The organism is Sorangium aterium, assembly GCF_028368935.1.
Lineage (GTDB): Bacteria > Myxococcota_A > Polyangia > Polyangiales > Polyangiaceae > Sorangium > Sorangium atrum.
On the sequence record NZ_JAQNDK010000005.1, the window covers coordinates 942,870 to 968,165 of the forward strand.

At 72.2% G+C, this 25,296-nt stretch carries 22 protein-coding genes; 20 read left to right on the top strand and 2 right to left on the bottom strand.

Annotated elements, in window-relative coordinates; genetic code table 11:
- Positions 1-432: 432 nt before the first annotated feature.
- The 14 genes from POL72_RS41885 to POL72_RS41950 all read left to right on the top strand — a co-directional run bounded on the left by POL72_RS41885 (position 433) and on the right by POL72_RS41950 (position 16,198).
- On the top strand, positions 433-2,451 hold the full coding sequence (locus tag POL72_RS41885; protein WP_272102472.1) for a serine/threonine-protein kinase: 2,019 nt from the start codon (positions 433-435) through the stop codon (positions 2,449-2,451).
- A 35-nt stretch (positions 2,452-2,486) separates the two neighbouring features.
- A complete protein-coding gene (locus POL72_RS41890; protein ID WP_272102473.1) occupies positions 2,487-2,750 on the top strand; it encodes a hypothetical protein in 264 nt (87 codons plus the stop codon).
- Entirely contained in the window at positions 2,743-3,450 is a 708-nt protein-coding gene (locus tag POL72_RS41895) for a sigma-70 family RNA polymerase sigma factor (protein WP_272102474.1), read from the top strand. Before POL72_RS41890 ends, POL72_RS41895 begins: the two co-directional genes overlap by 8 nt.
- 109 nt (positions 3,451-3,559) lie before the next feature.
- Positions 3,560-4,603, top strand: a complete 1,044-nt coding sequence (locus tag POL72_RS41900) for a hypothetical protein (RefSeq protein ID WP_272102475.1) — start codon at positions 3,560-3,562, stop codon at positions 4,601-4,603.
- A 2-nt stretch (positions 4,604-4,605) separates the two neighbouring features.
- Entirely contained in the window at positions 4,606-5,682 is a 1,077-nt protein-coding gene (locus POL72_RS41905) for a PEGA domain-containing protein (RefSeq protein WP_272102476.1), read from the top strand.
- A gap of 70 nt (positions 5,683-5,752) precedes the next feature.
- Positions 5,753-7,279, top strand: coding sequence for a PGRS family protein (locus POL72_RS41910; protein ID WP_272102477.1), 1,527 nt, complete (start codon positions 5,753-5,755; stop codon positions 7,277-7,279).
- A gap of 331 nt (positions 7,280-7,610) precedes the next feature.
- Entirely contained in the window at positions 7,611-8,774 is a 1,164-nt protein-coding gene (locus POL72_RS41915) for a hypothetical protein (protein WP_272102478.1), read from the top strand.
- A 429-nt stretch (positions 8,775-9,203) separates the two neighbouring features.
- Positions 9,204-9,590 (top strand): hypothetical protein, encoded by a 387-nt coding sequence (locus tag POL72_RS41920; RefSeq protein ID WP_272102479.1) that lies wholly within the window; start codon positions 9,204-9,206, stop codon positions 9,588-9,590.
- A 123-nt stretch (positions 9,591-9,713) separates the two neighbouring features.
- Positions 9,714-10,487, top strand: coding sequence for a PP2C family protein-serine/threonine phosphatase (locus POL72_RS41925; protein WP_272102480.1), 774 nt, complete (start codon positions 9,714-9,716; stop codon positions 10,485-10,487).
- A 205-nt stretch (positions 10,488-10,692) separates the two neighbouring features.
- Positions 10,693-11,640, top strand: a complete 948-nt coding sequence (locus tag POL72_RS41930; RefSeq protein WP_272102481.1) for a PEGA domain-containing protein — start codon at positions 10,693-10,695, stop codon at positions 11,638-11,640.
- Between the two features lie 31 nt (positions 11,641-11,671).
- Positions 11,672-13,252, top strand: a complete 1,581-nt coding sequence (locus POL72_RS41935) for a hypothetical protein (RefSeq protein ID WP_272102482.1) — start codon at positions 11,672-11,674, stop codon at positions 13,250-13,252.
- Positions 13,253-13,709: 457 nt separating this feature from the next.
- Positions 13,710-14,360, top strand: a complete 651-nt coding sequence (locus POL72_RS41940; protein WP_272102483.1) for a PP2C family protein-serine/threonine phosphatase — start codon at positions 13,710-13,712, stop codon at positions 14,358-14,360.
- A 338-nt stretch (positions 14,361-14,698) separates the two neighbouring features.
- A complete protein-coding gene (locus POL72_RS41945) occupies positions 14,699-15,562 on the top strand; it encodes a helix-turn-helix transcriptional regulator (RefSeq protein WP_272102484.1) in 864 nt (287 codons plus the stop codon).
- 162 nt (positions 15,563-15,724) lie between these two features.
- Positions 15,725-16,198 (top strand): hypothetical protein, encoded by a 474-nt coding sequence (locus POL72_RS41950; RefSeq protein ID WP_272102485.1) that lies wholly within the window; start codon positions 15,725-15,727, stop codon positions 16,196-16,198.
- A gap of 66 nt (positions 16,199-16,264) precedes the next feature.
- Here the strand turns inward: POL72_RS41950 and POL72_RS41955 are convergent, their stop codons facing one another.
- Positions 16,265-16,426, bottom strand: a complete 162-nt coding sequence (locus POL72_RS41955) for a hypothetical protein (RefSeq protein WP_272102486.1) — start codon at positions 16,424-16,426, stop codon at positions 16,265-16,267.
- A 194-nt stretch (positions 16,427-16,620) separates the two neighbouring features.
- Between POL72_RS41955 and POL72_RS41960 the strand changes: the two genes are divergently transcribed.
- The 4 genes from POL72_RS41960 (at position 16,621) to POL72_RS41975 (ending at position 21,340) form a co-directional block, all read left to right on the top strand.
- Positions 16,621-16,896, top strand: a complete 276-nt coding sequence (locus POL72_RS41960; RefSeq protein ID WP_272102487.1) for a hypothetical protein — start codon at positions 16,621-16,623, stop codon at positions 16,894-16,896.
- A gap of 503 nt (positions 16,897-17,399) precedes the next feature.
- Positions 17,400-19,781 carry a 3-hydroxyacyl-CoA dehydrogenase/enoyl-CoA hydratase family protein gene (locus POL72_RS41965; protein WP_272102488.1) on the top strand — a complete coding sequence of 794 codons (2,382 nt, stop codon included), beginning with the start codon at positions 17,400-17,402 and terminating at the stop codon, positions 19,779-19,781.
- Positions 19,782-19,790: 9 nt separating this feature from the next.
- Positions 19,791-20,972: a thiolase family protein gene (locus POL72_RS41970; protein ID WP_272102489.1), complete on the top strand. Its 1,182-nt coding sequence runs from the start codon at positions 19,791-19,793 to the stop codon at positions 20,970-20,972.
- A gap of 110 nt (positions 20,973-21,082) precedes the next feature.
- Entirely contained in the window at positions 21,083-21,340 is a 258-nt protein-coding gene (locus POL72_RS41975; protein WP_272102490.1) for a BolA/IbaG family iron-sulfur metabolism protein, read from the top strand.
- Positions 21,341-21,384: 44 nt separating this feature from the next.
- On the opposite strand, the gene POL72_RS41980 is transcribed toward POL72_RS41975, so the two are convergent.
- Positions 21,385-22,140, bottom strand: coding sequence for a DUF4215 domain-containing protein (locus POL72_RS41980; RefSeq protein WP_272102491.1), 756 nt, complete (start codon positions 22,138-22,140; stop codon positions 21,385-21,387).
- A 421-nt stretch (positions 22,141-22,561) separates the two neighbouring features.
- On the opposite strand from POL72_RS41980, the gene POL72_RS41985 reads away from it, so the two are divergent.
- Both POL72_RS41985 and POL72_RS41990 read left to right on the top strand, forming a co-directional pair.
- A complete protein-coding gene (locus POL72_RS41985) occupies positions 22,562-24,637 on the top strand; it encodes an OmpA family protein (RefSeq protein ID WP_272102492.1) in 2,076 nt (691 codons plus the stop codon).
- Between the two features lie 82 nt (positions 24,638-24,719).
- Positions 24,720-25,268 (top strand): hypothetical protein, encoded by a 549-nt coding sequence (locus tag POL72_RS41990; protein ID WP_272102493.1) that lies wholly within the window; start codon positions 24,720-24,722, stop codon positions 25,266-25,268.
- Positions 25,269-25,296 lie beyond the last annotated feature (28 nt).

Sequence of the window (25,296 nt, forward strand, 5' to 3'; positions counted from 1 at the left end):
TCGCGTCGCGCCCCCTCGGGCCCCGCTGATCACCGCGCCGCTTCCCGTGTCGTTTCGCCCGGATTCGCCTCTTCCGTGGCAGCCGTCCCAGGCGCCGCCCGCTTCCGTGGCGACGGCGCCGGTGCCCGTGGCGACGGCGCCGTCGCCGTTCGCGCCGGTCGCACCGGCGGCCGTCACGCGACCTGTCGTGACGCGACCCATCGTGACGCGACCCATCGTGACGCGACCCATCGTGACGCGACCCATCGTGATCGAAGTGCCCTGTCCTCCGGTCCGCCGGGCTCCACGCTCCGATCCGACGGAGGGGCGCGCGTGCTCCGCGCGGGCGCTCGCTCCGCGTCCGCCAGCGCCGGTGGCCAGCTGGCTCGCCGTCGCCGCGACCGCGGCGTTCTTTGGTATGGTCGGCGCGCTCTTGATGCGGGGGTGGCTTGGATGAGTCAGGGCGAGCTCAGCACGCGAGACGACGACGCCGGGACGTCCTCGCCGCCGGCGACCTATCTTCCGGGGAGCACCGTCGCGGGCCACAGGCTCGTGCGGATGATCGGCGCGGGCGGCGTCGGCGTCGTCTACGAGGCGGTCCACGAGTTCACGCAGCGGCGGGTCGCGCTCAAGCTGTTGCTCCCGCATTACGCGAGCTCCGAGCAGGTGCGCGAGCGCGCCCACAAGGAGGCCATCGCGCTCTGCCGGCTGCGGCACAAGAACATCGTCGCCGTGCACAGCGCCGACGCGCTGCCCGACGGCACGGTCTGGATCGCCATGGAGCTCCTGGAGGGCCAGTCGCTCCGCCGGATCTGCCAGGTGGAATCGCCGCTGCCAATCGCGCGGGCGCTCCACGTCGGGATCGAGATCGCCGACGGCCTCGCGGCGGCGCACGACCTCGGGATCGTGCACAGGGACGTGAAGCCGGAGAACGTGTTCGTCGACCGGCACGGCGAGGTCAAGCTGCTCGACCTGAACATCGCGAAGATCCGGGTCGACGGTCTGCCGAGCACCCGGCCGGGCCAGCGGTTCGGCACGACGGCGTACACGGCGCCGGAGGAGTGCTGGGGAGAGCCGTGCTCGCCGGCGAGCGACGTCTACGCGCTGTCGCTGGTGATCTACGAGCTCCTGGCCGGCCGTTACGTGTTCGCCACGGGCCGGGGTCTCTCGGGGATGCCCAGCGAGGGCCAGCTCGTCGCGGCGCACATGCTGCGGATGCCGGTGCCAGTGCACGAGATCGTGCCGTCGATCCCGGACTACGTCTGGCCGGTGGTCCAGACCGGCCTGGCGAAGCGGCCGGCCGAGCGCTTCAGGCACGCCGGCGCGGCGGCGAGCGCGCTGCGCGAGCTCCGGGAGCGCTACCTGTCGGACGTGCGCGCCGGCCGGCTCGCCGCGGGGCCGGACCCAGGGACGCCCGGGGCCCGGCGGGAGCACCACGGTCCGCGATCGCCCGAGCGGCTGATCACGGCGCCGCAGCCCGACGAGAGTCGGGTGATCGTCCCCGGGCCGGCAGCCTCGGCCGAGCTCGGCGGGAGCGATGCGCGCGAGGACGCGGACACGGCGCCGGCGGCGCGCGAGGAGGACGCGGCGCACGCTGCGCGCGAGGAGGGCACGGCGTGGCCGGCGCAGCCTTCGGCTCCTCCGTGGCACCCGCCGCCGAGCGTGCCGCCGGGGGCCGACCCGGGCTGGCCGCTGCTCGTGACCCCCGGGCCGGTCACGGTGCGATCGTCCCCGGGAGCCCAGGGAGCGAGCCTCGTGGGACCTGGTCTGCCGGCGACGGACCGCGTCGCCGACCGGCGCTGGCGAATGCAGCTCCTGCGCCGCTGCGCCGTCGCGGCGGTGCTGGCGATCGCCGTCTCGGGCGCCGCGACAGCGCTGTACATCCATGTGCGCCGCGAGCGCCCTGCGATGGCCGCCTCCGAGAGCGGGGCCGTGCCGGCCGCGTCCGCCGGCGGGGTCGTCGCGAGCGCGCCGGCGGCGCCGGCGCGCTCCAACGCCATGCACGCCACGCGCGCCGCCCACGAGACCGGGGCGCCGCCGGAGGCGCGCGTGCCGGAGAGCGCAGCCGAACCCCTCGGCGTCGAGGCGTCCGAGGCCGCGCTGTCACCTCCCGCCGAATCCACGGGAACGGCGGCCCGAGCGAGCGCGCCTGCGGAGGCGAGCGCGCCTGCGGAGGCGAGCACGCCGGCGCAGACGAGCGTGCCGGCGCCGCCGAGCGTGCCGGCGTCGCCGAGCGCGCCGGCGACACGGGCGCGTCCGGTCGCGGGGGCGGGGCGAGCGCCCGCACGGCGCCCGTGGGACTGGCTTCTCACGTCGAAGGGGCGGGGCGGGCAGAAGGACATCTCCCCGGACGAGGAGGAGGACATCTACCCGATGCCCTCGAGCGGGCGCGCCCCGGCGCCGGCCCGGCCGGCACCGCCCCGGGAGAGACGACACGAGGAGCTGCCGTTCGGGAACAAGCCCAATTTCTGAGGGTGAGCGCAGAGCAACGACCAAGGAGCGAAGACATGTCGAACGACGAGCCCAGCGCGACCGATCCCTTCCTCGACGAGGTCGTCGAGCGGACGCTCGCGCGCTACCGCGGGATCGCGTCGCACGACGTGATCGAGACCATGCGCGAGCTGCTCGTGGAGGCGCTCACCGAGGACGAGGTCGGGCGGGACCTCCTGGAGCGCGCGCGGCCTCGCGCGGCGCCGCTCGGGAGCGGCGTGGCGGCCCGGGACGGCGCCGTGGAGCCCCGGCGCAAGGCGGGGGGCGGCGACAATGGCTGACCCCGAGGCGAGGCTCACGCCGGCGCAGCAGGCGCTCGCGGCGTCGGCGCTGCACGAGGTGAGCGGCGCGGCGCGCCGGCTTTCGCCGAGGCTGCGAAGGCACCTCTCGTTCGACGAGCTGATGTCGCTCGGCCGTGCGGGGCTCATCGAGGCGGCGCTCGCCTACGATCCGGCGCGGGACGACAGCTTCCCGCGCTTCGCACGGCACCGTATCCGGGGCGCGATGCTCGACGGGTACCTCCGGGAGGCGCGGGAGCAGGACCGGGTGGTCGCGCTCTGCCTGCAGGGCGGGTACGACTACATCGCGCGGCAGCGGCGGTCCGGCGACGTGATGACCGACGTCGACGGCAAGGCGGAGGAGCGGCTCCTCGACCATGTCGACGGCCTCGCGGCGAGCGTCTTCGCGACGGCCGCCGGCGTGGCGACGCCGGAGACCGGAGAGGAGGCGCTGTCGCGGCGCGAGCGCCACGGCCGGGCGCACGCGCTGCTGCGGCGCACCCTGGAGCGGCTGACGCCGCGCGAGGCCGAGGTGCTGTCGATGCGCTACGTGGAGGGGCGGCCGCTCGCGGAGATCGGCGGCGCGCTCCGGATCCCGCACCCGGGCGCGTACCGGGTCCACGACCGGGCGATCGTGCGGCTCGGCAAGCTGCTGCGCGCGGCCGGAGTGACCGAGCCGCCGCCGCGCGAGGACGAGCTGTGAGCGGGCGGCGGGCGGGCGGGTCGATCGGGGATGAGAAAGATGAGAAGTCGCGCGCGCAGGGACGATGGATCGCGGTGAGGGGCCGGCGGCACGGACAGGAGGCGAGGCGGTGAAGGACGAGGACCGGGACGAGCGCGGGGAGCGCGAGGCGGAGGGAGGCGCGGCGAGCGAGCCGGATGCCGGCGCGCCGGCCAGCCCGGCGCCGATGCCGAACCAGCTGGTGTCGCACCCGGCGTTCCGGACGGGGGTGATCTACATCGAGCCGGAGCTGCGCGACGAGGTGGAGGCGTACTGGAAGGCGTACGCGGCGTGGGAGAGGACGAAGCACGGGCCGCCGCCGCGGGAGCCGCGCGTGAACGTGCGGGTGGACCACGAGGAGAAGCCGAGCACGGCGGCGCGGCTGCGCGAGGCGATGGCGCCGCGCAAGGGAGCGGCGAAGCGGGGCGGAGGGAAGAGCGGCGCTGGGGAGAGCGCCGGGGAGAAGAGCGGCGGGGGGAGCCCGTGGGCGGCGGATGCGGCGGCAGCGGCGGCGGTGATCGACAAGAGCGCGCTGCCGTCGGCGCACCGGCCGAGGAGCGAGGCGGCGGAGGAGAAGGACGGCGGCGAGACCGACGCCAGGCCGGGGAAGGCGCGGCGCGCCGGGACGGTGGCGGCGATGCTGGCGCTGGCGGCGGGGATCGGTGCCGCGGCGATGTGCGGGGCGAAGGAGCGGGCGCCGGCGGGGAGCGCGGCCGTGGCGAGCGCGGCGGCGCGGAGCGGCGCAGTAAGCAATGCGGCCGTGGCGCACGGCGCAGCGAGCGATGCGGCGGCGAGCAGCGCGCCTACGGAGAGCGCACCGCCAACTGTCGCGGAGAGCGCGCCCGAGAGAGCGCAGGCCGAGGCGTCCGCCGAACGCGCTGCGCCTGCCGTGGTTTCCGATCGCGATGAAGCCGTGCGCACCGCGCGCCGGCGGCCCGCTCCCGAGACGCACTCACCGGCGCCGAGGACGCCCGAAGCGCAGGCGCCGACCGCGCAGCCTTCGCTCAAGCACTCCGAGGGCGCCACCACGGGGCAGAGGGGGCCCTCGATGCCTGCGTCATCGCAACCGCCCATGTCACCGCCGGCCGCGCCGTCGCAACCGCCATCCTACGTCGAAGGAATCCCGGAGTTCTGACCATGAAGAAGCCTGTATTGCTGTGCTCGCTCGGCCTGGCGATCGCGCTGCTCGCACCCGCCAGCAGCGCCCAATCCGGCGCCGAGGCGCGAAGCGCGACGGAGACGGAGGCGCTGACGGACAAGGCGCGGCAGCTGTATGACGAGGGGTTCGCGGCCCTCAACCGATCGCGATGGGCCGAGGCACACGCGGCGTTCCTGGCGGCATGGCGCATCAAGCAGCACTACCAGATCGCGTCGAACCTCGGCGTGGCCGAGCTGCGGCTCGGCAAGCACCGCGACGCCGCGGAGCACCTGTCGTGGTACCTGCGCGAGGCGCCCGAGGAGAGGACGGCTCAGCGGCAGCGCGCCGAGATATTGTTGAAGGAAGCGCTGGCGAAGGTCGCGGCGATCACGATCACCACGGAGCCGGAAGGCGCGGAGGTGAAGGTCGACGGGGCCGCGGTCGGGCGGACGCCGCTCGCGCTGCCGGTGTTCCTGGAGCCAGGACGGCACGTGATCGGCGCGGAGCTCGACGGGTACAAGCCGGGGCAGGAGCAGATCGAGCCGGCGGCGGGCCACGCGGGCGGGATCACGCTGCACCTGGCCCGAAGGGATGCGGAGGCGCCCGCCGCAGCGGGCGCGCCGGCAGCGGCGGGGCCGCGGGCGGCGAGCGACGCGCCTCCAGCGAAGCGGCCGGAGACCACCGCAGCGCCGCCGGCAGCGCGGAGCTGGGTGCCGGCGATCGCGCTGGGAGCGGCGAGCGTGGTCGGGCTCGGCGTAGCGGTGGGATTCACGGTGGCGTCGAACGATGCGAGCGCGGAGAAGGACGAGCGGAAGAAGGGCATTTTGCGAGAGGGTGGGCAGTGCGTTGAGCCCTCGGCGGCGTTCGTCGAGCGATGCAAGGCGTTGCGCAGCACGGGATCGCGTGCCGACACGTTCGGCAATGGGGCGCGCGTTGCGTTCATCGCCTCAGGCGCGCTCGCCGCCGCTGCGGCGACGTATCTGCTGTGGCCGCGCGCCGATGCGCTCGTATCGGGAACCGTGCTGCCGGAAGTGCGCGCGGACGGCGCGAGGATCACCGTGTTCGGTGCGTTTTGATGCGCTGCGAGAGGATGCCATGAGGATGCGGAGAAGGCACCGGTGCTTGGTCGGCGTGGTTCTTGTCATCTTGAGCAGCGGGTGCGCGTCGTTCTGGAGCGACATCGCCGGAGACTGCGAGGAGATGCTCACGTGCGAGCACTTCCGCCCGACGGCCAGCAGCGGTAGCGGGCCACACGCAGGGTGCGTGCCGAGCGAGAGCGCGGACGCCGTGAGCGATGCGTGCGGCGTGTTCGTCGCGGCGAGCGGGAACGACGGGAGCGCGGGGACCAAGGCGGAGCCTGTCAAGACGCTGACCGAGGCGATCGCGCGAGCGGCGGACCAGAGGACGGCCGTGTACGCATGCGCCGAGGCGTTCGCCGAGGTGGTCGAGGTGCCCGCGAGCGCGACGCTCTTCGGCGGGCTGGACTGCGCGAACGGGTGGCGCTGGATCGGCGAGGAGAAGAAGACGATCGTGGCGCCGGGGGTGGAGGCGATCCCGCTGAAGCTCGTGCGAGGCGAGGGCGCGATGCGGATCGAAGACTTCTCGGTGCGCGCCTCGGATGCGCAGGCGGCAGGGAGCTCGTCGATCGCGGTGCTGGCGGCTGGCGCGACGGTCGAGTTGACGCGGTGCGAGCTGATCGCAGGCAACGGGGCCAACGGCGCGGACGGAGAGGACGCGCCGAGCGAGGCGGCGATGCAGGGGCCGCGAGGAGAGGACGGAGCCAGCGCGTGCAGCGATCTGGATGCGTCGGGCGCACCGGACGAGACGCTCGCGGGAGGAGCTCAGGTCGAGAGCGTATGCGGGGACGGCGCGCTGTCGATAGGCGGTGCGGGCGGCGTCGGCAACGTGAGCAACGGAAGTGATGGCGCGACAAGTCAAGGCACCGCGGAGACCGCACGCGGCGGGCTCGGCGAATCGGTCACGGGCGCCTGGGATTGTGCTGGCGCCGAGCCCAACGGTGGCGGCGACGCCGGAGTGAGCGGTGGCGCTGGCGACGCCGGCGTCGGGGCGAGCGGCAACGGGACGCTGAGCGCCTCCGGCTATGCGGGCGTGAGCGGTGGCGCGGGTGGCGCAGGCAAGCCCGGACAGGGCGGTGGCGGAGGTGGCGGCGCGAAGGGCGGGGCCATCTGTCCAGGCGCCGCGACTGGAGCCGGAGCGAGCGGCGGAAGCGGCGGCGCCGGCGGCTGCGGCGGGCTTCCTGGACGAGGCGGCGGAGCCGGCGGCGCGAGCATCCCGCTGGTGAGCGTGGAGGGAAAGGTGACGCTGACGGATTGCTCGCTGAAGGCGGGCAGCGGAGGCAAGGGAGGCGCGGGCGGCGATCTGCAGCCGGGTGGATCCGGCGGCGTGGGTGGACTCGGCGGCATGGGCGTTGGCGGCTCGAACCCCGCATGCGATGGCGGCAGGGGAGGCAAAGGCGGCAACGGCGGCCCTGGCGGCGGAGGTCTCGGAGGACCGTCGCTTGCGATCGCGTTCCGCGGTGAGCCGGTGAAGCAGGAAGGCAAGACGGTGCTGATGGCCGGTACGCCGGGGGCGGGTGGGCCTGGCGGGAGCAACAACGTGGCGAGCAACGGCGGAGCTGACGGCGTGACGGCTGCGGAGCGAGAGCTTCCGTGAGCGCTCTGGTGCGGGCATGCCGAGCGCCGTGAAGCGCGACGCCGACATCGCGGCGTGACGTGGTGTGAGGTGAGGTGGAGACGCGGGCGCAGATCGCGCGCGCACAGGTGAGGTGTGCCGTGCGGCAGCGTGCGGCGTGTCGAGGGCAAGGCGTGGGACGAGGGCAGCGATGGGAACGATGAGCAGCAAGACGGACAGCAAGGGTTCCCTTCCCGTCCTGCGCCAACTGCGGGATGCGGGAGGGGCCGGTGGTGCGGAGGCGCGAAGCGCCGAGCGCCGACAGGGGCACGTGATGACGGCCGGCGGCTGTTCGTCCTGGGGGAGAGATACGATGCAGCACAGGTTGTGGACCTCTGCGATGTTGATCGTGGCGGGCGTAACGCTCGGAGCTCACGTTGGGGGCTGCTTCTTCGCTGCGCCAGACTGCATGCTCGGGATGTGCCTGGATGCGCTGCCATCCGGCGAGGGAGGTGGCGGCGGCAGCAACGCCGCGTGCGAGGCGGATCCGACGGAGGATGCGAGCACGTTGACGGAGGAGTGCGCGGTGTTCGCGAGCGCGAGCGCGATGCCGGGCGGCGACGGCACCAAGGCGAAGCCGTACGCGTCGCTCGCGGAGGCGGTGGCGAACGCGAACGGCAAGCGGGTGCTGGCGTGCGCGAGCGGGGCGTTCGCGGAGAGCGTGACGATCGGGGCGGAGGCCGAGGTGATCGGCGGCTTCGACTGCGACGCCGGCTGGACGTGGAGCGCCGAGGCGCGGAGCGTGATCGAGGGGCCCGCGGACAAGATCGCGCTGACGCTGACGGAGGGCGCGCGCGGGGCGAAGGTGCGTAGCTTCGCGGTGCGCGCGGCGAGCGCGACGGAGCCGGGCGGCTCGTCGATCGGCGTGGCGGTAGCCGACGTCGAGGCGGAACTCGCGCAGGTGGACGTGACCGCGGGCGACGGGATGGACGGCGAGAGCGGAACCACGCCGACGGAGGCGCCCGTGGCGGGAGCGAGCGCACCGGTGATGAGCGCGTCGAACGCGTGCAAGGCGCCGAACCAGGTCATCGGCGGGACCGCGGGCGCGACGACGTGCGAGGACGGCGAGACGCGCGGCGGAGACGGTGGGACCGGAGGGATCACGGGGACGGAGGAGGGCAACGGGCAGGCGGGGCGCGATGGAGAGCCGATGCCGGAGCCGAATCCGGAGGAGTACGGGCTCGGGGGGCGCGGGCAAACAGATCCTTCAGGCAACTGCCGAAGCGGTGTGGAGGGCGCGCCGGGTGCGCCTGGCGGTCCCGGGTCGGCCGGCAGCGGCACGGCGCTGACGCTCGCCGGGATCAGCGGCGGAGATGGCGGGCATCACCGGCGGCCGTGGTCAAGGGGGCGGAGGCGGCGGCGGTGCCAAGTCGGGGACGTTCTGCTTGCTCAACACGACCCTCGTCGATGGCGTGGGCGCCAGCGGCGGCGGAGGCGGTGCCGGTGGGTGCGGTGGGAAAGGCGGCGGCGGCGGTAAGGCCGGCGGGTCGAGCGTCGGGATCCTCAGCCTGGGCACGAAGCTGGTGCTGACGGACGTCACCGTGGCGGTCGGAAAGGCGGGAAAGGGCGGGGATGGCGCGGCCGGCAAGGCTGGTGCGGCTGGTGGTGCAGGCGCGGCCGGTGGGGAAGGCTCCGGACAAGGCGATTCGAGGCGCGGCTGTCAGGGAGGAAATGGCGGTGACGGCGGCCGTGGGGGCTTCGGCGCGGGCGGTCGAGGCGGCCACGCCGTAGGCATCGCCTATGCGGCGGGGCCGGGCGAAGGGCCCGCGGTACAGTTCACCGCGGGCACGGCGGGCGACGGCGGCGCCGCCGCGCCGGGCGGTCCGCCCGCAAGCGCCGGCGCACCGGGTGGGAGCGGGGTTTGCTGGGATTTCTCGGCGCAAGCGCCGTGTGGAGGATGAGCACGATGAGCGCACCGAACCACATCCGAACCGCTCTGAAGGCCCCGGACGCCTCTCTCGACCGGTGGATGGATCCGGTGTGGTGCGCGACGACGCCGCCGGCGGAGAAGCAGCGGCTCGCGGAGAAGCGTGCCCGACGGGTCATGGAGATCTATGGGGTCGAGGACCCCCGGATGGAGGCGCTGCTCGTGCGGCTCGCGAGCCAGGTGGAGCAGTGGGCCACCGAGGAGCGAGCCACCATGCAGGAGGCGGACGACGAGGCGTGGGTGAGCGCGGTGCCGGACAAGGGCGAGACCGAGCGGCGCAGCTCGCGCCTGGCGCTGCTCGGCGCGGTGCTCTTCGTGCTGGCGGTGGTGTGCGGCGTGGTGCTGGCGGTGCTGCGGCTGCGCTGAGGTAGCGACGTAGCGAAGGCCGCGTGTGGCGCGGCCTTCTCCGATCTGAACGAACGCGCGCCGCTGTCTACGGCGCGCCATGGCTCGGCTCGTCCCGAAGACGAGCGCGCGAGGAGGACGAAGGTGTATCCACAGCTCGCCATCGAGGCGGCAGCGCATTCCGACGTGGGCCGGCGCCGTAGCCACAACGAGGACAGCTTCGCGGCGCTGCCGTGCGTGGGGCTGTTCATGGTGGCCGATGGGCTCGGCGGCAACGCGGCCGGAGAGGTGGCGTCCCGCATGGCGATCGAGGTCGTCAAGAGCTGCTTCGAGGAGGGCGAAGAGCTCGAGGAGACGTGGCCGTACGGCACAGCGACGCCGCACGATCGGGACGAGGTGCGGCTTGTGCTGAGCGTGCGGCGCGCCAACCGCGCGATCTACGAGGCCAGCCAGCAGCAGGAGGTGCGCGGCATGGCGACGACCTTCGCGGGCGTGCTGCTCGGGCGCGGCATGGCGTACATCGCGCACGTGGGCGACTCGCGCGTCTACCGGATGCGCGGGGGCCGACTGGAGCGGCTGACGCGGGATCACACGTTGCTGGAAGAGCTGCTCGGCGACAGCGACGGAGCGCGGGAGGCGGTCGAAGCGCTGAGCGAGCGTGCGAGCGTGGTCACGCGGGCGCTGGGATGCGAGAAGAGCGTGGACATCGAGTCGCGTGTGGAGGCGACGAAGCCGGGCGATCTGTTCCTGGTGTGCTCGGACGGGCTATGGGGCCCTGTGCCCGAGGCGCGGATCGAGGGGGTGTTGGGGAGGCACCGTGACCTGAGCCTCGCCGCGAGCCTGCTTGTCGATATCGCGAACGAGAACGGAGGGCCGGACAACGTGACGTGTGTGCTGGCGCGGCTGGGAGGTGGCTGAGGTGGTTGCGAGGGACGCACCCCTCCCGTCCCGCGCGGAGCGCGGGACATGGGAGGGGCGGGCCGCGCGCAGGCGCGAAGCGCCGAGCACGGACCGGGGGTGGGCATCCATCCTTCGTCGTGGCGCTCCGATCGCCAGCTTCGTGGCCTTGGTGTGCTGCGCAGCGCCGGGCAGGACGCAGCCGGGGGAGGCGGAGACGGTGGCGATGACGGAGCAGGCACGGAAGCTGTTCAAAGAGGGCGTGGCAGCGTTCGAGCAGTCGCGCTGGGCGGAGGCGCGGGCGGCGTTCCTGGCGGCGCTGGCGCTGAACGGCCACTACACGATCCGCGGCAACCTGGCCGCGGCGGAGCTGAAGCTGGGCCGTTATCGAGACGCGACGGAGCACCTGGCGAGGTGCGTGCGGGAGATGGCGGAGGACGCGACGAGCACGGCGGAGGAGCGCGCCCGAGGGGAAGCGGCGTACGCGGAGGCGCGGGCGAAGGTGGGGACGCTGGTGGTGCGCACCAAGGTGGACGGGGCGCGCGTGTTCGTGGACGGCACATTGCGGGGGCTGACGCCGCTGGCGGATCCGCTGTTCGTCGAGCCGGGGGCGCACACGATCTCGGTGGAGCACGAGGACTACGAGACGAAGAAGATGACGGTGCAGCTCGTGGCCGGCGGGCAGATCGAGAATGGGGTAGAGCTTCGGCAGAGATCGGCGGGTGCACCACCGCCGAAGCGGCTGGACACGACCATGGCGCCGCTGGCCCGCGGCGCCGAGGAGCACGCCCGCGATCCAAGGACGGCGCTGCTGATCGGCGGCGCGGCGACGGCGGGGGCGGCGGTGGTGGCGGGGGTGGTGTTCACGGTGCTGGCGAACGCGAACGCCAGCGACGCGGAAGAGCAGCGAAGCCTGCTGCACCAAGAGGGCGGCTTGGATGCGTGTAAGGCTCCCGGAGCACCTCCGCGATGCACGGAGCTGAAGGACGCCGTCGCCGCTCGCTACGACTTCAGCAACGCGGCGTTCTGGAGCTTCGTCGGTGCGGGGACGGTCGGGGTCGGAACACTCGTCTATGGCCTCATCTCGCGCTCCCCGGTGAACGAGCGGCGCGTGCATGTAGCGCCTCTCGTCGGGTCGAACGGCCTCGGGATTGGAGTACGCGGTGGCTTCTGAGCAGGGCGTAGGGGATCGAGGAGAGAGAAGCATGCGTCGGACTGCTCGCGGTGTCTCGGTGCTCATTCTGGGGGTGATGGTTGCGGGCAGCCAGCCGCTGGGATGCTTCCCGTATGTGATGCCGGACGACTGCACGCTCACGCTCGTGTGCGACGTAGGCAGCGGTGAGGGAGGTGGCGGCGGCGGCAACGCTGTGTGCGAGGCGGATCCGACCGAGGACGCGAGCACGGTGACGGAGGAGTGCGCGGTGTTTGCGAGCGCGAGCGCCGAGGCGGGTGGGGATGGGACGAAGGCGAAGCCGTACGCGTCGCTCGGGGAGGCGATCGCGAACGCAAACGGCAAGCGGGTGCTGGCGTGCGCGAGCGGAGCGTTCGCGGAGAGCGTGACGATCGAGGTCGGCGTCGAGGTGATCGGGGGCTTCGACTGCGGCGCGGCGTGGACGTGGAGCGCAGAGGCGCGAAGCGCGATCGAGGCGCCCGCGGACAAGATCGCGCTGGCGCTGACGGAGGGCGCGAGCGGGGCGAAGGTGCGTAGCTTCGCGGTGCGCGCGGCGAGCGCGATGGCGCCGGGCGGGTCGTCGATCGGCGTGGCGGTGGCGGATGTGGAGGCGGAGCTGGCGCACGTGGACGTGACCGCGGGCGACGCGACGGACGGTGCGAAGGGCGAGACGCCGGCGGAGGCGCCGCAGGCAGGCGCGAGCGCGGGGGCGGTGGGGAACGCGTGCGGCCTCGTCCTCGGTGGCGAACCCGGCGTGACCACGTGCGACGACGGCGACACCAGCGGCGGCCGAGGCGGGCGCGGTGGCACCCCGGGGCTGGAGGACGGCAACGGGTTACGCGGGGAGGACGGCGCGCCGTTGCCGGACCCGAACCCAAACAACAAGGGGCTCGGTGGCATCGGTCAAACGGATGCCGTTGAGGAGTGCAGACGTGGCGAGGACGGCAAGAGCGGCGATCCCGGCACGGTCGGCGCCGCCGGCAACGGCACGACGCTGACGCTGACCGGCATCGTCGGCGGTGACGGTGGCAACGGCATATCCGGGAAGCGAGGTCAAGGGGGAGGTGGCGGCGGTGGCGCCAGGGCCGGCCTGTTCTGCGCGGTCGACGCGGGCACCGTGGAGGGCCCCGGCGCCAGCGGCGGAGGCGGCGGCGCCGGCGGGTGCGGAGGTAAAGGAGGAGGCGGAGGCAAGGCGGGCGGGTCGAGCGTCGGGATCCTCAGCCTGGGCACGAAGCTGGTGCTGACCGACGTGACCGTCGCCGTGGGCAAGGCGGGCAAGGGCGGCGATGGAGTGGTCGGCGTACCCGGTGGCACTGGAGGCAGTGGCGGGACGGGCGGTCAGGCTTCCGGCAAGGTGGGCTCAATCCCCGGCTGCGATGGCGGTCGAGGCGGTCGAGGCGGCGATGGTGGCCCCGGCGCCGGCGGTCGAGGCGGCCACGCGGTGGGCATCGCCTATGCGGCGGGTCCGGGCGAAGCGCCGGCGGTGCAGTTCACCCCCGGTACGGCCGGCGACGGCGGCAGCGCCGCGCCCGTCGGTCCGCCGGAGAGCGCCGGGGCGCCGGGTGTGAACGGGGTTTGCTGGGATTTCGGGTCAGGTCGATCGTGTGAAAATTGAAGAGCCCTGGAGGCAATGAGCTTCTCCCGAGAAATCAAGGGCAACATCGCTTCAGGAGGCTGGACGTAGAGAGCGCCCAGGCAGTACTTTCCGGCGTGCTGCGGCAACGCGGGTCGGTGGGCTGCTCGGGGCTAACAACACTGCTGAGAAAGCGTGGGTGTCGGGCGGGTGGGCCGGTGGTCTGCTGAAATCCTCCACTGCTTCGTTAGGCCTATAGTCGGGATATCTATCCAAAGGCCATTGGCAGCAGCTCGGGAGAAGCGGACCCGTTTGGGGCCCGGCGCCTGACGGGGACGAGCGAACGCCGTGCGCGCGTGCGCCGGCGTGGCCCACGCGCGCTGAGCGGGAGCCAGCGCCTCGTGCGCTGAGGTGGTCGTGAGGAGGATTGAGCGAGCCGCGATATGCGGCGCGCCATGGCTCGGCTCGTCTTGGCGACGAGCACGCGAGGAGGACGAAGGTGTATCCACAGCTCGCCATCGAGGCGGCGGCGCATTCGGACGTGGGCCGGCGCCGTAGCCACAACGAGGACAGCTTCGCCGCGCTCCCCTGCCTCGGGCTCTTCATGGTGGCCGATGGGCTGGGCGGCAACGCGGCCGGCGAGGTCGCGTCGCGCATGGCCATCGAGGTCGTCAAGAGCTGCTTCGAAGTGGCCGAAGACCTCGAGGAGACCTGGCCCTACGGCACGGGGAGCTCGCACGACCGCGACGAGGTGCGGCTGGTAATGAGCGTCCGCCGCGCCAACCGCGCGATCTACGACGCGAGCCAGCGGCAGGAGCGGACACGCGGCATGGCGACGACCTTCGCGGGCGTGCTGCTCGGAGCGGGGATGGCGTACATCGCGCACGTCGGCGACACGCGCGTCTACCGCATGCGCGGCGGCAAGCTGGAGCGGCTGACCCGGGATCACACGCTGCTGGAGGAACTGCTCCACGGTGGCGAGAGCGCGCGCGCTCAAGGCACTGAGCGGGCGCGCGGACGCGGTGACCCGAGCTCTCGGGTGCGACAAGAACGTGGAGATCGAGTCGCGCGTCGAGCCGACCCAACCGGGCGACGTCTTCCTCGTCTGCTCAGACGGGCTGTGGGGCCCTGTGCCCGAGGCGCGGATTGAGCGCGTGCTCGGGAGGCACCGCGACCTGAGCCTCACGGCGAGCCTGCTGGTCGACATCGCCAACGAGCACGGCGGGCCGGACAACGTGACGTGCGTGCTGGCACGCCTGGGAAGCGGGTGACGTGATGAGCGATGGCGCAGAGATGGGTGTGGACGGGGAGAAGCCGAGCACGGCGGGCACGGTGAGGTGCGTGCTGGCGCGCCTGGGAGGCGGGGCGAGACGGCGCGCTGTGGCAGGCGCGACGAAGGGCGGATTCGAGGAGATGCCTTGGGTCGGGCAGCACAAGGCCGGGCTCCGCGGTGCACCGGACAAGAAGGCTCACGTTTCAGGAGGGAACATGGAGGACATGCTGGGTGCAATGTGGCTCGTCTCGCCGATCGGGCTCGCGATGATCGCGTGCGTCGCGATTGGCTTCGCGGTTACCGCGCGCGAAGCGCTGGGACGCGAGCGGGGGTTTCGTGAGGCGCGCGAGCAGGCGCATGATGAAGAGGAGGCAGCCCTCACCGATGCGAAGGAGCAGGCAGCGGGGGAGCGGGACCTTTACCGGCGCCTCCTGGACTGTCACGTCGATGCGGCGCTCGCCGAGCTGAGAGACGCCCGAGGGCGCCCCGTCCCCTGGCCGGGAAGGGTCCTCGAGTCGTTCTGTGCGACGACGCCTTCGTGGAGGAGAAAGCTGGCCGAGTGCACGGGGTTGGAACCGAGGGAGGTGGAGCGGCTGCTGAGGAGCGACCTGCCCATGACGCCCGGCCTCGCGCGGCAGCTGGAGACCTTCACCGGCACGCCGGCGCGGTACTGGGAGCGCCTGTGGCGGTTGCACGACGACCGCCGAACGGACGCGGAGGAGACCGTGGTGGTCCAGGTCGGCGAGCCCGTCACCAAGCGTGAGCGCTCGGCGTCGCCGACGCCGCCCCCGATACCTCCCCGCGCGCTCGACACTCCTCCGCCCGTGGTGCCGCCTCCCGAGCTCGCGGCCAGAAGCTCGCGGGCGGAGCTCCCGCCGCCTGCCCTGCCGCAGCTCCGGCCACCGCGCCCTGTCCGCGCCGCCACGGGGGAAGAGCTCGCCCGTCGCGCTGCCCCCCTGACGAGCTTCCCGCTACAGCCCGACGAAGGGGGGACGAGCGCTGCCAGTGCGTCCGATTGGGAGGAAGCAGAGCGCTCTCCCCTGAACACGACACTCCCGGGAGTAGGGCGCCATGGGTGAGAGCGTCGGTGATCTAGACGCACCGCGTGCTCTCGCCGCTCCGAGCCGGCGCCCTCTTCTTGCTGGGTATCCATGATGATGTAACGACCTGCCCGCCTCACTCGCGGCGCCATCGGATCCGCAGGCAGGTGGATCCATCATCGGAGACAGGAGACACGATCCATGAGCAAAGATCCTCACGCCAAGCGATTCGAGATCCAGCGGCTCGTCGAGCGGTCGCTCGATTTGGCGAAGTGTGCGCTTCTTCAAGAGGGCTCGTTTCTCCCCGGATTCATTGCGGTCCAGCCCAACGGGAAGTACGACATCGGGGTCGCGGCGCAGGGCGGCTCCGATGGATCGAACCTGCTGATCACCCGGCTGAGGCAAAAGGCCGTGGCAGAGAACCTCCGCGCGGCCGCCGTCTACCGGGACGTGCGCGTGCGGCCGCGCGGCGCACTGGAGGACGTCGACGCGGTTCAGGTCGTGGTCGAGCTCGTGTCGGGGGAGTCGTACAACGTATTTCAGCTGTACCGTCTGGACGACGAACAGCTGGTCTTCGAGGAGGGCCCAGAGGTCGAGCGTGTCCCCTCCGTCATCTTCGCGGAGGCAGCTCGTATGGCGGCAGCCGCCAAGCGATGGTGGGAGTTCTGGAAGTGATCGCCGCGGCCGCTACCTCCCATGGTCTTGACGGTCAGCCTGGGCACTCCGCGTCGCATCCCCTCCTCAATCCATGCCGCGCTCGCCGCTGTTCTTCGCGCCGTCGATGCGCGCGGCGCCTCGCAAGCGCCCGCCCAGCACCCACGCCGCTCCCGCAGTCCGCGCCGCGCTCGCAGCGCCATCCGGATCGCTGCGCGGGTCCCGGTGCGCCGTAGCCTGTCGCTGCACGCACACCATCTGAAGGAAGTCAAGCTACACACGCCCACACGGCGCCGCCGCCCGCGATGGATGTCGCGCTGGTCCGTCCCGCACCGCCGCGCCGCCGCCCTCCGCGCCGCCGTCCGGAACCCTCGCCCAGCGGCGCGTGGTAGCTTCACCCGCGCCCGCACGAGGCCGTGCGGCCACCCGTCATCGAGGAGACCATGAAGCGAGAGAAGCGACTGACCAAGCGCGAGCGGAAGGCGCTCGCGCCCGCGCGCCCGGCGCAGCCTCACGAGCACAAGCACATCCACTGCGTCGCCTGCGGCAAGCACCTCGATCCGGAGGAGTTCCTGGCGCAAGGATCGGCGACCTGGATCCAGTGCCTGCACAAGTCGCGCTTCCCCACCTGCATCGAGTGCGTCGAGATCTCGAAGCGCCTCCTCGCCGAGCACGACCGCACCGGACAGCCAGTTCAGTCCGCTCAAGCATGGCACTGAGCGGCCGACACCAGCCGATGCGCCCTCGCGGCCTCACCTGAGCACGCCCTCGCTGCAGGCGGGCGCCCTGGACAGGTCGTCCCAGCAGCCAACTCCCCATCTCCCCCGCTCGCCCGGAAACGGAAGCCCACCGAAGATAGCCAATCTCTGGAACGCGCGGGTCGTCGGTAGTCCAGGGGACGCTCCCGCGTCCGCCCTGGATGCGCCACCCTCATTCCGGTGAGCCGCCCCTCATCGATCGCAGCTGCCGTTCGCACCACACACCCGCGCTGGCCCGTGCGGTATCCCACGTGCGCCGCCTCTCATTGTAGCTGTCGCTCCGTGTCGCACACCCGCGCTGGTCCGCCCGGCGACCCGCCGCGCCTCACCGATCAGCGCGCGCCCTCGACGGCGACGCGTGACCTTGCTCGCTCTCCCGCGCGGCCGTCCACCTCGGATACGCTTGCGCTCGGGGCCCTTTCCGTCAATGGTTTGCGCCCCATTCATCTCTCCGGAGGATCTGCATGACGAAACCAATCCGCCGCGCGGGCGTCATCGGCGCGGGCGTCATGGGCAGCGGCATCGCCGCCCACTTCGCGAACGCCGGCATCGAGGTCCTGCTCCTCGATATCGTGCCCCCGAACCTCACCGACGCCGAAAAGAAGGACCCGGCCGCCCGCAGCAGGTTCGCCGCAGGCGGGCTCGAGAAGGCCCTCAAGGCCAGGCCCGCCGCGTTCTTCCACCCGTCGAACGCCCGCCTCGTGCGCACCGGCAACACCGAAGACCACTTCGCCGAGCTCGCCCAATGCGACCTCGTTATCGAGGCCATCATCGAGAAGATGGAGCCCAAGCGCGCCCTCTTCGCGCGGCTCGAAGAGGTCTTGCGGCCCGACGCGGTCGTGGCGTCGAATACGTCCGGGCTGCGCATCGAGGAGATGATGCAAGGGCGCTCCGCGGACTTCCGCAAGCGATTCCTCGTCATGCACTTCTTCAACCCGGTCCGGTACATGAAGCTCCTCGAGCTCGTGGTCGGGCCCGACACCGATCCCGCCGTCGTCGCCCGCGTGCGGAAGCTCGGCGAGGACGTGCTCGGAAAGGGCCTCGTCTTCGGCAAGGACACGCCGAACTTCGTCGGCAATCGCATCGGCACCCACGCGATGCTGACCGCCATCCACCTCATGATCGAGGACGGCCTCGCGCCCGAAGACGTCGACGCCATCACCGGCATCGCCATGGCCCACCCGAAGAGCGCGAGCTTCAGGACAGGCGATATCGTGGGGCTCGACACCTTCGCCCACGTCGCCGACAACTGTTACTCGGCGCTCGAGCGCGACGAGGACCGCGACGTCTTCAAGGTGCCCGCCTACATCCGGAAGATGATCGAGGCGAAGCTCCTCGGCGACAAGACCAAGGGCGGCTTCTACCGCAAGGCCAAGGAAGGCCTGGAGACGCTCGACCCGGCCAAGCTCGAGTACCGCCCCCACGGCGGCGACGAGGCGATCAAGAAGGCCACGAGGTCGTGCGAGAAGATCGAAGACCCCGCCGCGCGCGTGAAGAAGCTCGCCAGCGACACCGGCAAGGCCGGGCAGTTCGCCTGGAAGGTGCTCTCCCGCTCGCTCGCGTACACGGCGCGGCGCGTCGGCGAGATCGCCGACAGCATCGTGGCGATCGATGACGCCATGCGCTGGGGGTACAACTGGGAGCTCGGGCCGTTCCAGACCTGGGACGCGCTCGGCTTCGCCGAGACCGTCGAGCGCATGCAGAAGGACGGCATCAAGCTGCCCGAGTCGATCCTCCGCATGAAGCAGAGCGGCGCGACGTCGTTCTACCGCGCCGATGGGGCGGTGTTCGATCTGCTCAAGGGCGAGTACGTCGCCCGGCCCGTCGATCCGCGCAACGTGACGCTGGCCGGCGCGCGGGCGACCGCGAGGGACGCGAAGGCCGTGCTCGCCAACGACGGCGCGGAGGCCTGGGACCTCGGCGACGGCGTGCTCGGCGTCACCTTCAAGACCAAGGCGAACAGCCTCGATCCGGACTCGATCGGGATGCTCTCGCTCGCCGCCGAGAAGGCAGAGCAGGACTTCCGCGCGCTCGTGGTCTTCAACCAGGGCGAGCACTTCTGCGTGGGCGCCAACCTGTTCCTCGTGGCCATGGCCGCGGGCAACAAGGACTGGGACGCGATCCGCAAGATGGTGAAGGCGTACCAGGACGCGACCCAGCGGCTGAAGTACGCGAGCGTGCCGGTCGTGGCCGCGCCCTACGGGATGACCCTCGGCGGCGGCCTCGAGCTCTGCTTCGCCTGCGACGCGGTGCAGGCCGCGGCCGAGACGTACGCGGGGCTCGTCGAGGTCGGCGTCGGCCTGATCCCGGGCGGCGCGGGGACGCTCAACATGCTCTGGCGCGCGCTGGAGGGGATCCCCGAGGGCGTGACGGTGCCGACGTACGACATCGTGACGCAGGTCTTCAAGAACATCGCCCTCGCTAAGGTGGCGACCAGCGCGGACGAGGCGAAGGCGCTCGGCTTCTTCCGCAAGACGGACGGCGTCTCGTTCGACCGCGCGCGCCAGCTGTACGAGGTGAAGGCGCGCGCGATCGGGCTGGCCGAGGCCGGGTACCACGCGCCCGTGCCGCGCGCCTACAAGCTGCCGGGCGAGAGCGGGATCGCGACGCTGCAGATGATGATCGACACGCTCGTCGCCGGCGGCCACGCCAGCGAGCACGACGCGAAGATCGCGCGCAAGCTCGCCGAGGTGCTCTGCGGCGGCGCGGGCGGCGGGGCGCGCGAGGTGACCGAGGACGAGATCCTCGAGCTCGAGCGCGAGGCGTTCGTCAGCCTGTGCGGCGAGCCCAAGAGCGCCGAGCGTATGCAGTACATGCTGATGAACAACAAGCCCCTCCGGAACTAGGTGAACGCCATGGTCGACGTCGTAATTGCAGAGGCCGTCCGCTCGGCCGTTGGCCGGGCCCACAAAGGGTCGCTCGCGCTGAAGCGCCCCGACGAGCTCGCCGGCGAGGTCGTCGCCGCGCTGCTCCAGCGCGTCCCCCAGGTGAAGCCGGAGGACGTCGAGGACCTCGTCCTCGGCTGCGCCATGCCGGAAGGCGAGCAGGGGCTCAACGTCGCGCGCGTCGTCTCGCTCCTCGGCGGGATGGCGCAGGATGCGTCCGCGATCACCATCAACCGCTTCTGCTCGAGCGGGCTGCAGGCGATCGCGAGCGCGGCGGGCAGCATCGCGATCGGGTCGCTCGACATCGCCGTCGCCGGCGGCGTCGAGTCGATGACGATGGTGCCGATGACCGGCAACAAGCTGAGCGCGTCGCCGGAGGCGATGGAGCGGTGTCCGACGGTGTACACGCCGATGGGCATCACCGCGGAGAACGTGGCGAACCGCTTCCAGGTGAGCCGCGCCGACCAGGACGCGTTCGCGCTGAAGAGCCACCAGAAGGCGGCGGCGGCGCGCGCGGCCGGGCGCTTCGAGGACGAGATCGTCACCGTGAAGGGGGTGCGCTTCGAGAACGGCAAGCGCGCGACCTTCGACTTCCGCACCGATGAGCTGATCCGCAAGGAGACGACGGCGGAGGCGCTCGCGGGGCTGAAGCCGGCGTTCTCGGCGAAGGGGAGCGTCACGCCGGGCAACAGCTCGCCGCTGTCGGACGGCGCCGCCGCGGCGCTCGTGATGAGCAAGGCGAAGGCGGACGCGCTCGGCGTGAAGCCGCTCGGGTACTTCCGGGCGTTCGTGACCGTCGGCGTCGACCCCGCCATCATGGGCATCGGCCCGGTGCCCGCGGTGCGCAAGCTGCTCGCGAGGACGGGGCTGAAGATGGCCGACATCGACCTCTTCGAGGTCAACGAGGCGTTCGCCTCGCAGGCCGTCTACGTGCAGCGGACGCTCGAGATCCCCGAGGAGAAGCTCAACGTGAACGGAGGCGCGATCGCGCTCGGCCACCCGCTCGGGTGCACCGGCGCGAAGCTCACCGCGACCGCGCTCTACGAGCTGCGCCGGCGCGGCGGCCGGTACGCCGTCGTGACGATGTGCATCGGCGGCGGCATGGGCGCGGCCGGCCTGATCGAGCTGGCCGGCGCGGCCGCGCGCGCCTGATCCCACCTCTCCCATCCCTTCGAGTCGATCCCGTCGACAGCGCGCCCCGCCGCGGCCCGAGCCCCGCGCTCCGGCTTTCCCGCGGCGGGGCGATGGCCTATAGATGGCCCATGCCGAGCCACCTGACGACCTTTCAGGGGTCGATCCCCGAGGCCCTGAAACAGGCCATCGAAGCGAAAATCGAGGGCTCCACCGCCGAGGTGACCGGCGGCGGGGGCCACTTCAACCTGGTCGTGACGTCGCCGGTGTTCGCCGGCAAGAGCATGCTGGAGAGCCAGCGGCTGGTCTACGGGGCGATCGCCCACCTGATGGCCGGCGACCAGGCGCCCGTCCACGCGATCGACAGCCTCAAGACCAAAACTCCCTGAGCGAGCGGGGCGCACCCGCTCGGCGAATCAGCGGGGGCGTGACGTCAGTCGCTCTCGACGTGGCACGTGCTGCTGCAGCCGTCGCCGTTGGCTGTGTTGCCGTCGTCGCACTCCTCCGGGTCCGCCGCTACGCCGTCGCCGCAGATGGGGGCGCAGACGCTGGGCTCGCCGGTGCAGAGGTAGCCGTAATCGACGTCGCAATCGGGGCTGCAGCCGTCGCCGTCGACGGTGTTGCCGTCGTCGCAGCCCTCGTTGCCGATGAGCAGGCCGTCGCCGCAGAGCGGGCCGCAGGCGCTGGGCTCGCCGTTGCACTCGTAGCCGGCCTCGATCACGCAGACCGCGTTGCAGCCGTCCTCGTTCCGGACGTTGCCGTCGTCGCAGGCCTCGGCGCCGCGCACCAGGCGGTCACCGCACATCGTCGAACACGTGCTCGGCGCGCCGGCGCAGGTGTAGCCGGGCTCGACGGCGCAGCCCGCGTCGCAGCCGTCTCCTGCCGCGGTGCCGCCGTCGTCGCAGGCCTCCGCGCCGCCCACCGCGCCGTCGCCGCACTCGCCGCCTCCGCTGCCGCCGCCCTCGCCGCCGTCGCCTGCGCCACCCGCGCCGCCCGGGCCTGCGCCACCCGCGCCCGAAACCCCGCCGGAGCCCGCCGTCGTCGTGCTCGACACGGCGCTCGACCCGTTCGTGCTCGATCCGGATCCGCCGCCCCCGCCGTCGCCGTCGCTCGCGCCTTCACGTTCGCACGCGAGCAGCGCCGTGGCCGCGATCACCGCGGCCGCCCCAGTCCACCTCGTTAACAGCATCTGTTCCTCCAGGAGCGAGGTCCGCGGGCGACGGGGGCCTCCCCTCGACCCCCGAGCGCGCGCCGAGCACCTGTTGCCCCAACCTTCCACGGAATACTCCGCTCCGATCGTCCGGACAACTTCGCCCTACCCGGACGTCCCGGCGTTCGGCCGCGCAGCACGTCAGCGCGCATCGACGCGCATCGACTCAGGATTCCCGGCGAATCGCGGGCCCCCCGCGAGGGCGCGTCGGGCGCGCGCCGCTCCCGGGCCAGGCGCCCGGCGCCGGGCGTGCGCCAGGTCCGGCGGGGCGCCGCCGTCGCTCGCGCCGCGAGCTCCCCGCGCCGTCTGTTTGACACCGGAATTCGCGCGATGGTACGTGGCGCTGGGCGCCCCACGCGCTGGCCTGATAGCGACCTCACACGATCTCGAGGACCCTCCCATGACGCCTCGTTCCCCGTTGCTCCCCGCCGAACCGCTCCCAGGCGCTCCTGGGGCGAACGACGCCCGGCTCCCGGCGCTCCCGGCCCAGGCGCGCCCCGGCCGAGCCTCCCGCCTGGGCGCCGGGCTGCTCTCCCTCGTCCTCGGCGCCGCGATGACCGCCGCCACCGCGGGCGACGCCGCGGCCCAGACGCGCACGGGAGACGGCACCAACGGCGACGGCATGGACCTGCACCTGTTCAGGCCGGCGGTCGACTCCAAGGGGCTCTTCTCCGTCAACGGGGCAGACATCCTCGGCGCGAACGACATCAGCCTGGGGCTCGTGCTCGATTACGGGCACAACATCCTGCCGCTCACGAAGAACGACCGGGGGACGGACGTGATGCTCAATCACGCGTTCCAGGGGACGTTCCAGTTCGATTACGGCATCGCCAACTTCCTGGTCGTCGGGCTCTCGGTCCCGGTGGTGCTCAACGGGGGCAAGCCGGTCGACGACATCGGCCCGGGCGGCAGCGCCAACTACAACGACGACTCGCTCGACGCGCAGGCGCTCGGCAACCTGGCGATCCACGCGAAGGCGCGCATCCTCCGCCCCGATCAGGACGTGATCGGGCTCGCGGTGATCGCCCAGGCCGGGATCGGGGTCGGCGGGACCCAGGACTTCGCGTCGGATCCGGGGTTCTTCTTCTGGCCGCAGCTCGTGCTGGAGAAGCGGCTCGGCACGACCAACCCGTTCCGGATCGCGGCGAACGTCGGCTACCGCGGCCACGCCGGGAAGAACCCCGTGTTCGGCCTGCGCCAGGACGGCACGACCTTCCAGCTCAAGCACGGGGACCTCGAGTACTCCGACCTGATCACCGCCGGGGCCGGCATGAGCTACCGCGTCCTCACGCCGCTCGACCTCGTGGTCGAGACCTACCTGACCCAGCAGGTCGGCGGCGGCGACAGCGCCGAGCAGAAGCTGTCGGCCGAGGCGATGGGGGGCATCAAGCTCTTCATCGAGCGGAACAGCTTCCTCATGCTCGGCTTCGGGGTCGGGTACACGCCCGGGTTCCAGGCCGCGGCGCAGCGCGGGACCATCGGGTTCGTCTTCGAGCCGTCGATCGGCGATCGGGACGGCGACGGCATCAAGGACGATCAGGACGACTGCCCCGACGAGCCCGAGGACTACGACGGCTTCCAGGACACGAAGGCGGACTCGCCCCCGGGGAAGTATGGCTGCCCGGATCCGGACAACGACGAGGACGGCATCCTCGACGTCGACGACCGCTGCCCGAACAACCCGGAGGACCGCGACGGCGACGAGGACGACGACGGCTGCCCGGAGGGGAGCGACGGCGATCGCGACGGCGACGGCATCCTCGACTCGCGCGACAAGTGCCCGGACGACCCGGAGGATCGCGACGGCTTCCAGGACAAGGACGGCTGCCCGGATCCGGACAACGACAAGGACGGCATCCCGGACAAGTCCGACCAGTGCCCGAACGACCCCGAGGACAAGGACGACTTCGAGGACGAGGACGGGTGCCCGGAGCCCGACAACGACAGGGACGGCATCCCGGACGTGGCCGACAAGTGCCCGAACGATCCGGAGACGTTCAACGGCCTCGAGGACGAGGACGGCTGCCCGGACAAGGGCAGCGTCGTGATCGAGGAGAACAACATCGTGATCCTCGAGAAGATCCAGTTCGCGACCGGCAGCGCTGAGATCCTCCCGGAGTCGTTCGGTATCGTGCAGGCGGTGGCCGAGACGCTGAAGCACCACCCGGAGTTCACGATGATCGAGGTGCAGGGGCACGCCGACGAGCGCTCGGCCGACGCGTACAACCTCAAGCTGACCCAGGCGCGCGCGGACGCTGTCGCCGCGGCGCTCGCGCAGCGCGGCGTCAACAAGGACAGCGTTCGCTCGATGGGCTACGGCGAGTACTGCCCGATCGATCCGGCCCACAACGCGGCCGCCTGGGAGAAGAACCGGCGCGTCGAGTTCAAGGTCGTGCGGACCGACAAGGGGCCGACCAACGTGGAGCTCGGCTGCGCCCTGGCCCGATCCAAGGGCGTCAACCCGCCGCCTCCCTGAGCGGAGGTGCGGCGCCGCCCTGAGCGGAAGGGCGGCGCCGCCGATCTGGACAGGACGGGTCGGGCCGGGAGAGAGTGGGCCCATGAAGGCCCGAGCCAGCCGCTCCGCCGCCACCACGCTCGCCGCCGCGGCGCTCGCCATGATGTCGATGATGTCGAGCGCCGCAACAGCAGCGCTCGCCATGGTGGCGAGCGGCTGCATCAACACCGACGCTGCCGTGTTCGTCGACCCGTCCATCGCGGCGCCCGAGGCGACCGTCTCCTCGAGTGCGCTGGGGACCGGCCTGACCGCGAGCTTCGCGCTGGAGCTCCACCTGAGCGCGCGGGCCAGCGGGCCCAGCCGCGTCGCGGTGCGCACCTTCGCGATCACGAGCGCCGATCAGAAGACCTCGATCGTCGAGCCGCTCCCCGCCGAGACCACGGCGGCGCTTCCGGTCGAGGTCGCTCCGGACAGCGACGTCACCGTGGTGTTCACCGTCGATACCGGCGCTCAGGGCGGGACGCTCCCGGCCGACGCCGCGGCGGCGCTCTGCGCCGCGGAGGGGATCCGCATCACGGGCGCGATCGAGGACTCGCTGGAGGACGGGGCGACGCCGGTCGCCTCCGCGGTGTTCCACGCGGACTGTCCGTGATGCGCCGCACCGGCGCGTTGCCGGGCGC

What these genes read in the sequence shown, in the direction of transcription:
- POL72_RS41895 (WP_272102474.1), top strand. Translation starts at nt 2,743, where the DNA reads ATGGCTGACCCCGAGGCGAGGCTCACGCCGGCGCAGCAGGCGCTCGCG.
- POL72_RS41905 (WP_272102476.1), top strand. Translation starts at nt 4,606, where the DNA reads ATGAAGAAGCCTGTATTGCTGTGCTCGCTCGGCCTGGCGATCGCGCTG.
- POL72_RS41920 (WP_272102479.1), top strand. Translation starts at nt 9,204, where the DNA reads ATGAGCGCACCGAACCACATCCGAACCGCTCTGAAGGCCCCGGACGCC.
- POL72_RS41915 (WP_272102478.1), top strand. Translation starts at nt 7,611, where the DNA reads ATGCAGCACAGGTTGTGGACCTCTGCGATGTTGATCGTGGCGGGCGTA.
- POL72_RS41990 (WP_272102493.1), top strand. Translation starts at nt 24,720, where the DNA reads ATGAAGGCCCGAGCCAGCCGCTCCGCCGCCACCACGCTCGCCGCCGCG.
- POL72_RS41945 (WP_272102484.1), top strand. Translation starts at nt 14,699, where the DNA reads ATGGAGGACATGCTGGGTGCAATGTGGCTCGTCTCGCCGATCGGGCTC.
- POL72_RS41970 (WP_272102489.1), top strand. Translation starts at nt 19,791, where the DNA reads ATGGTCGACGTCGTAATTGCAGAGGCCGTCCGCTCGGCCGTTGGCCGG.
- POL72_RS41960 (WP_272102487.1), top strand. Translation starts at nt 16,621, where the DNA reads ATGAAGCGAGAGAAGCGACTGACCAAGCGCGAGCGGAAGGCGCTCGCG.
- POL72_RS41930 (WP_272102481.1), top strand. Translation starts at nt 10,693, where the DNA reads ATGACGGAGCAGGCACGGAAGCTGTTCAAAGAGGGCGTGGCAGCGTTC.
- POL72_RS41935 (WP_272102482.1), top strand. Translation starts at nt 11,672, where the DNA reads ATGCGTCGGACTGCTCGCGGTGTCTCGGTGCTCATTCTGGGGGTGATG.
- POL72_RS41965 (WP_272102488.1), top strand. Translation starts at nt 17,400, where the DNA reads ATGACGAAACCAATCCGCCGCGCGGGCGTCATCGGCGCGGGCGTCATG.
- POL72_RS41985 (WP_272102492.1), top strand. Translation starts at nt 22,562, where the DNA reads ATGACGCCTCGTTCCCCGTTGCTCCCCGCCGAACCGCTCCCAGGCGCT.
- POL72_RS41980 (WP_272102491.1), bottom strand. Translation starts at nt 22,140, where the DNA reads ATGCTGTTAACGAGGTGGACTGGGGCGGCCGCGGTGATCGCGGCCACG.
- POL72_RS41975 (WP_272102490.1), top strand. Translation starts at nt 21,083, where the DNA reads ATGCCGAGCCACCTGACGACCTTTCAGGGGTCGATCCCCGAGGCCCTG.
- POL72_RS41950 (WP_272102485.1), top strand. Translation starts at nt 15,725, where the DNA reads ATGAGCAAAGATCCTCACGCCAAGCGATTCGAGATCCAGCGGCTCGTC.
- POL72_RS41885 (WP_272102472.1), top strand. Translation starts at nt 433, where the DNA reads ATGAGTCAGGGCGAGCTCAGCACGCGAGACGACGACGCCGGGACGTCC.
- POL72_RS41890 (WP_272102473.1), top strand. Translation starts at nt 2,487, where the DNA reads ATGTCGAACGACGAGCCCAGCGCGACCGATCCCTTCCTCGACGAGGTC.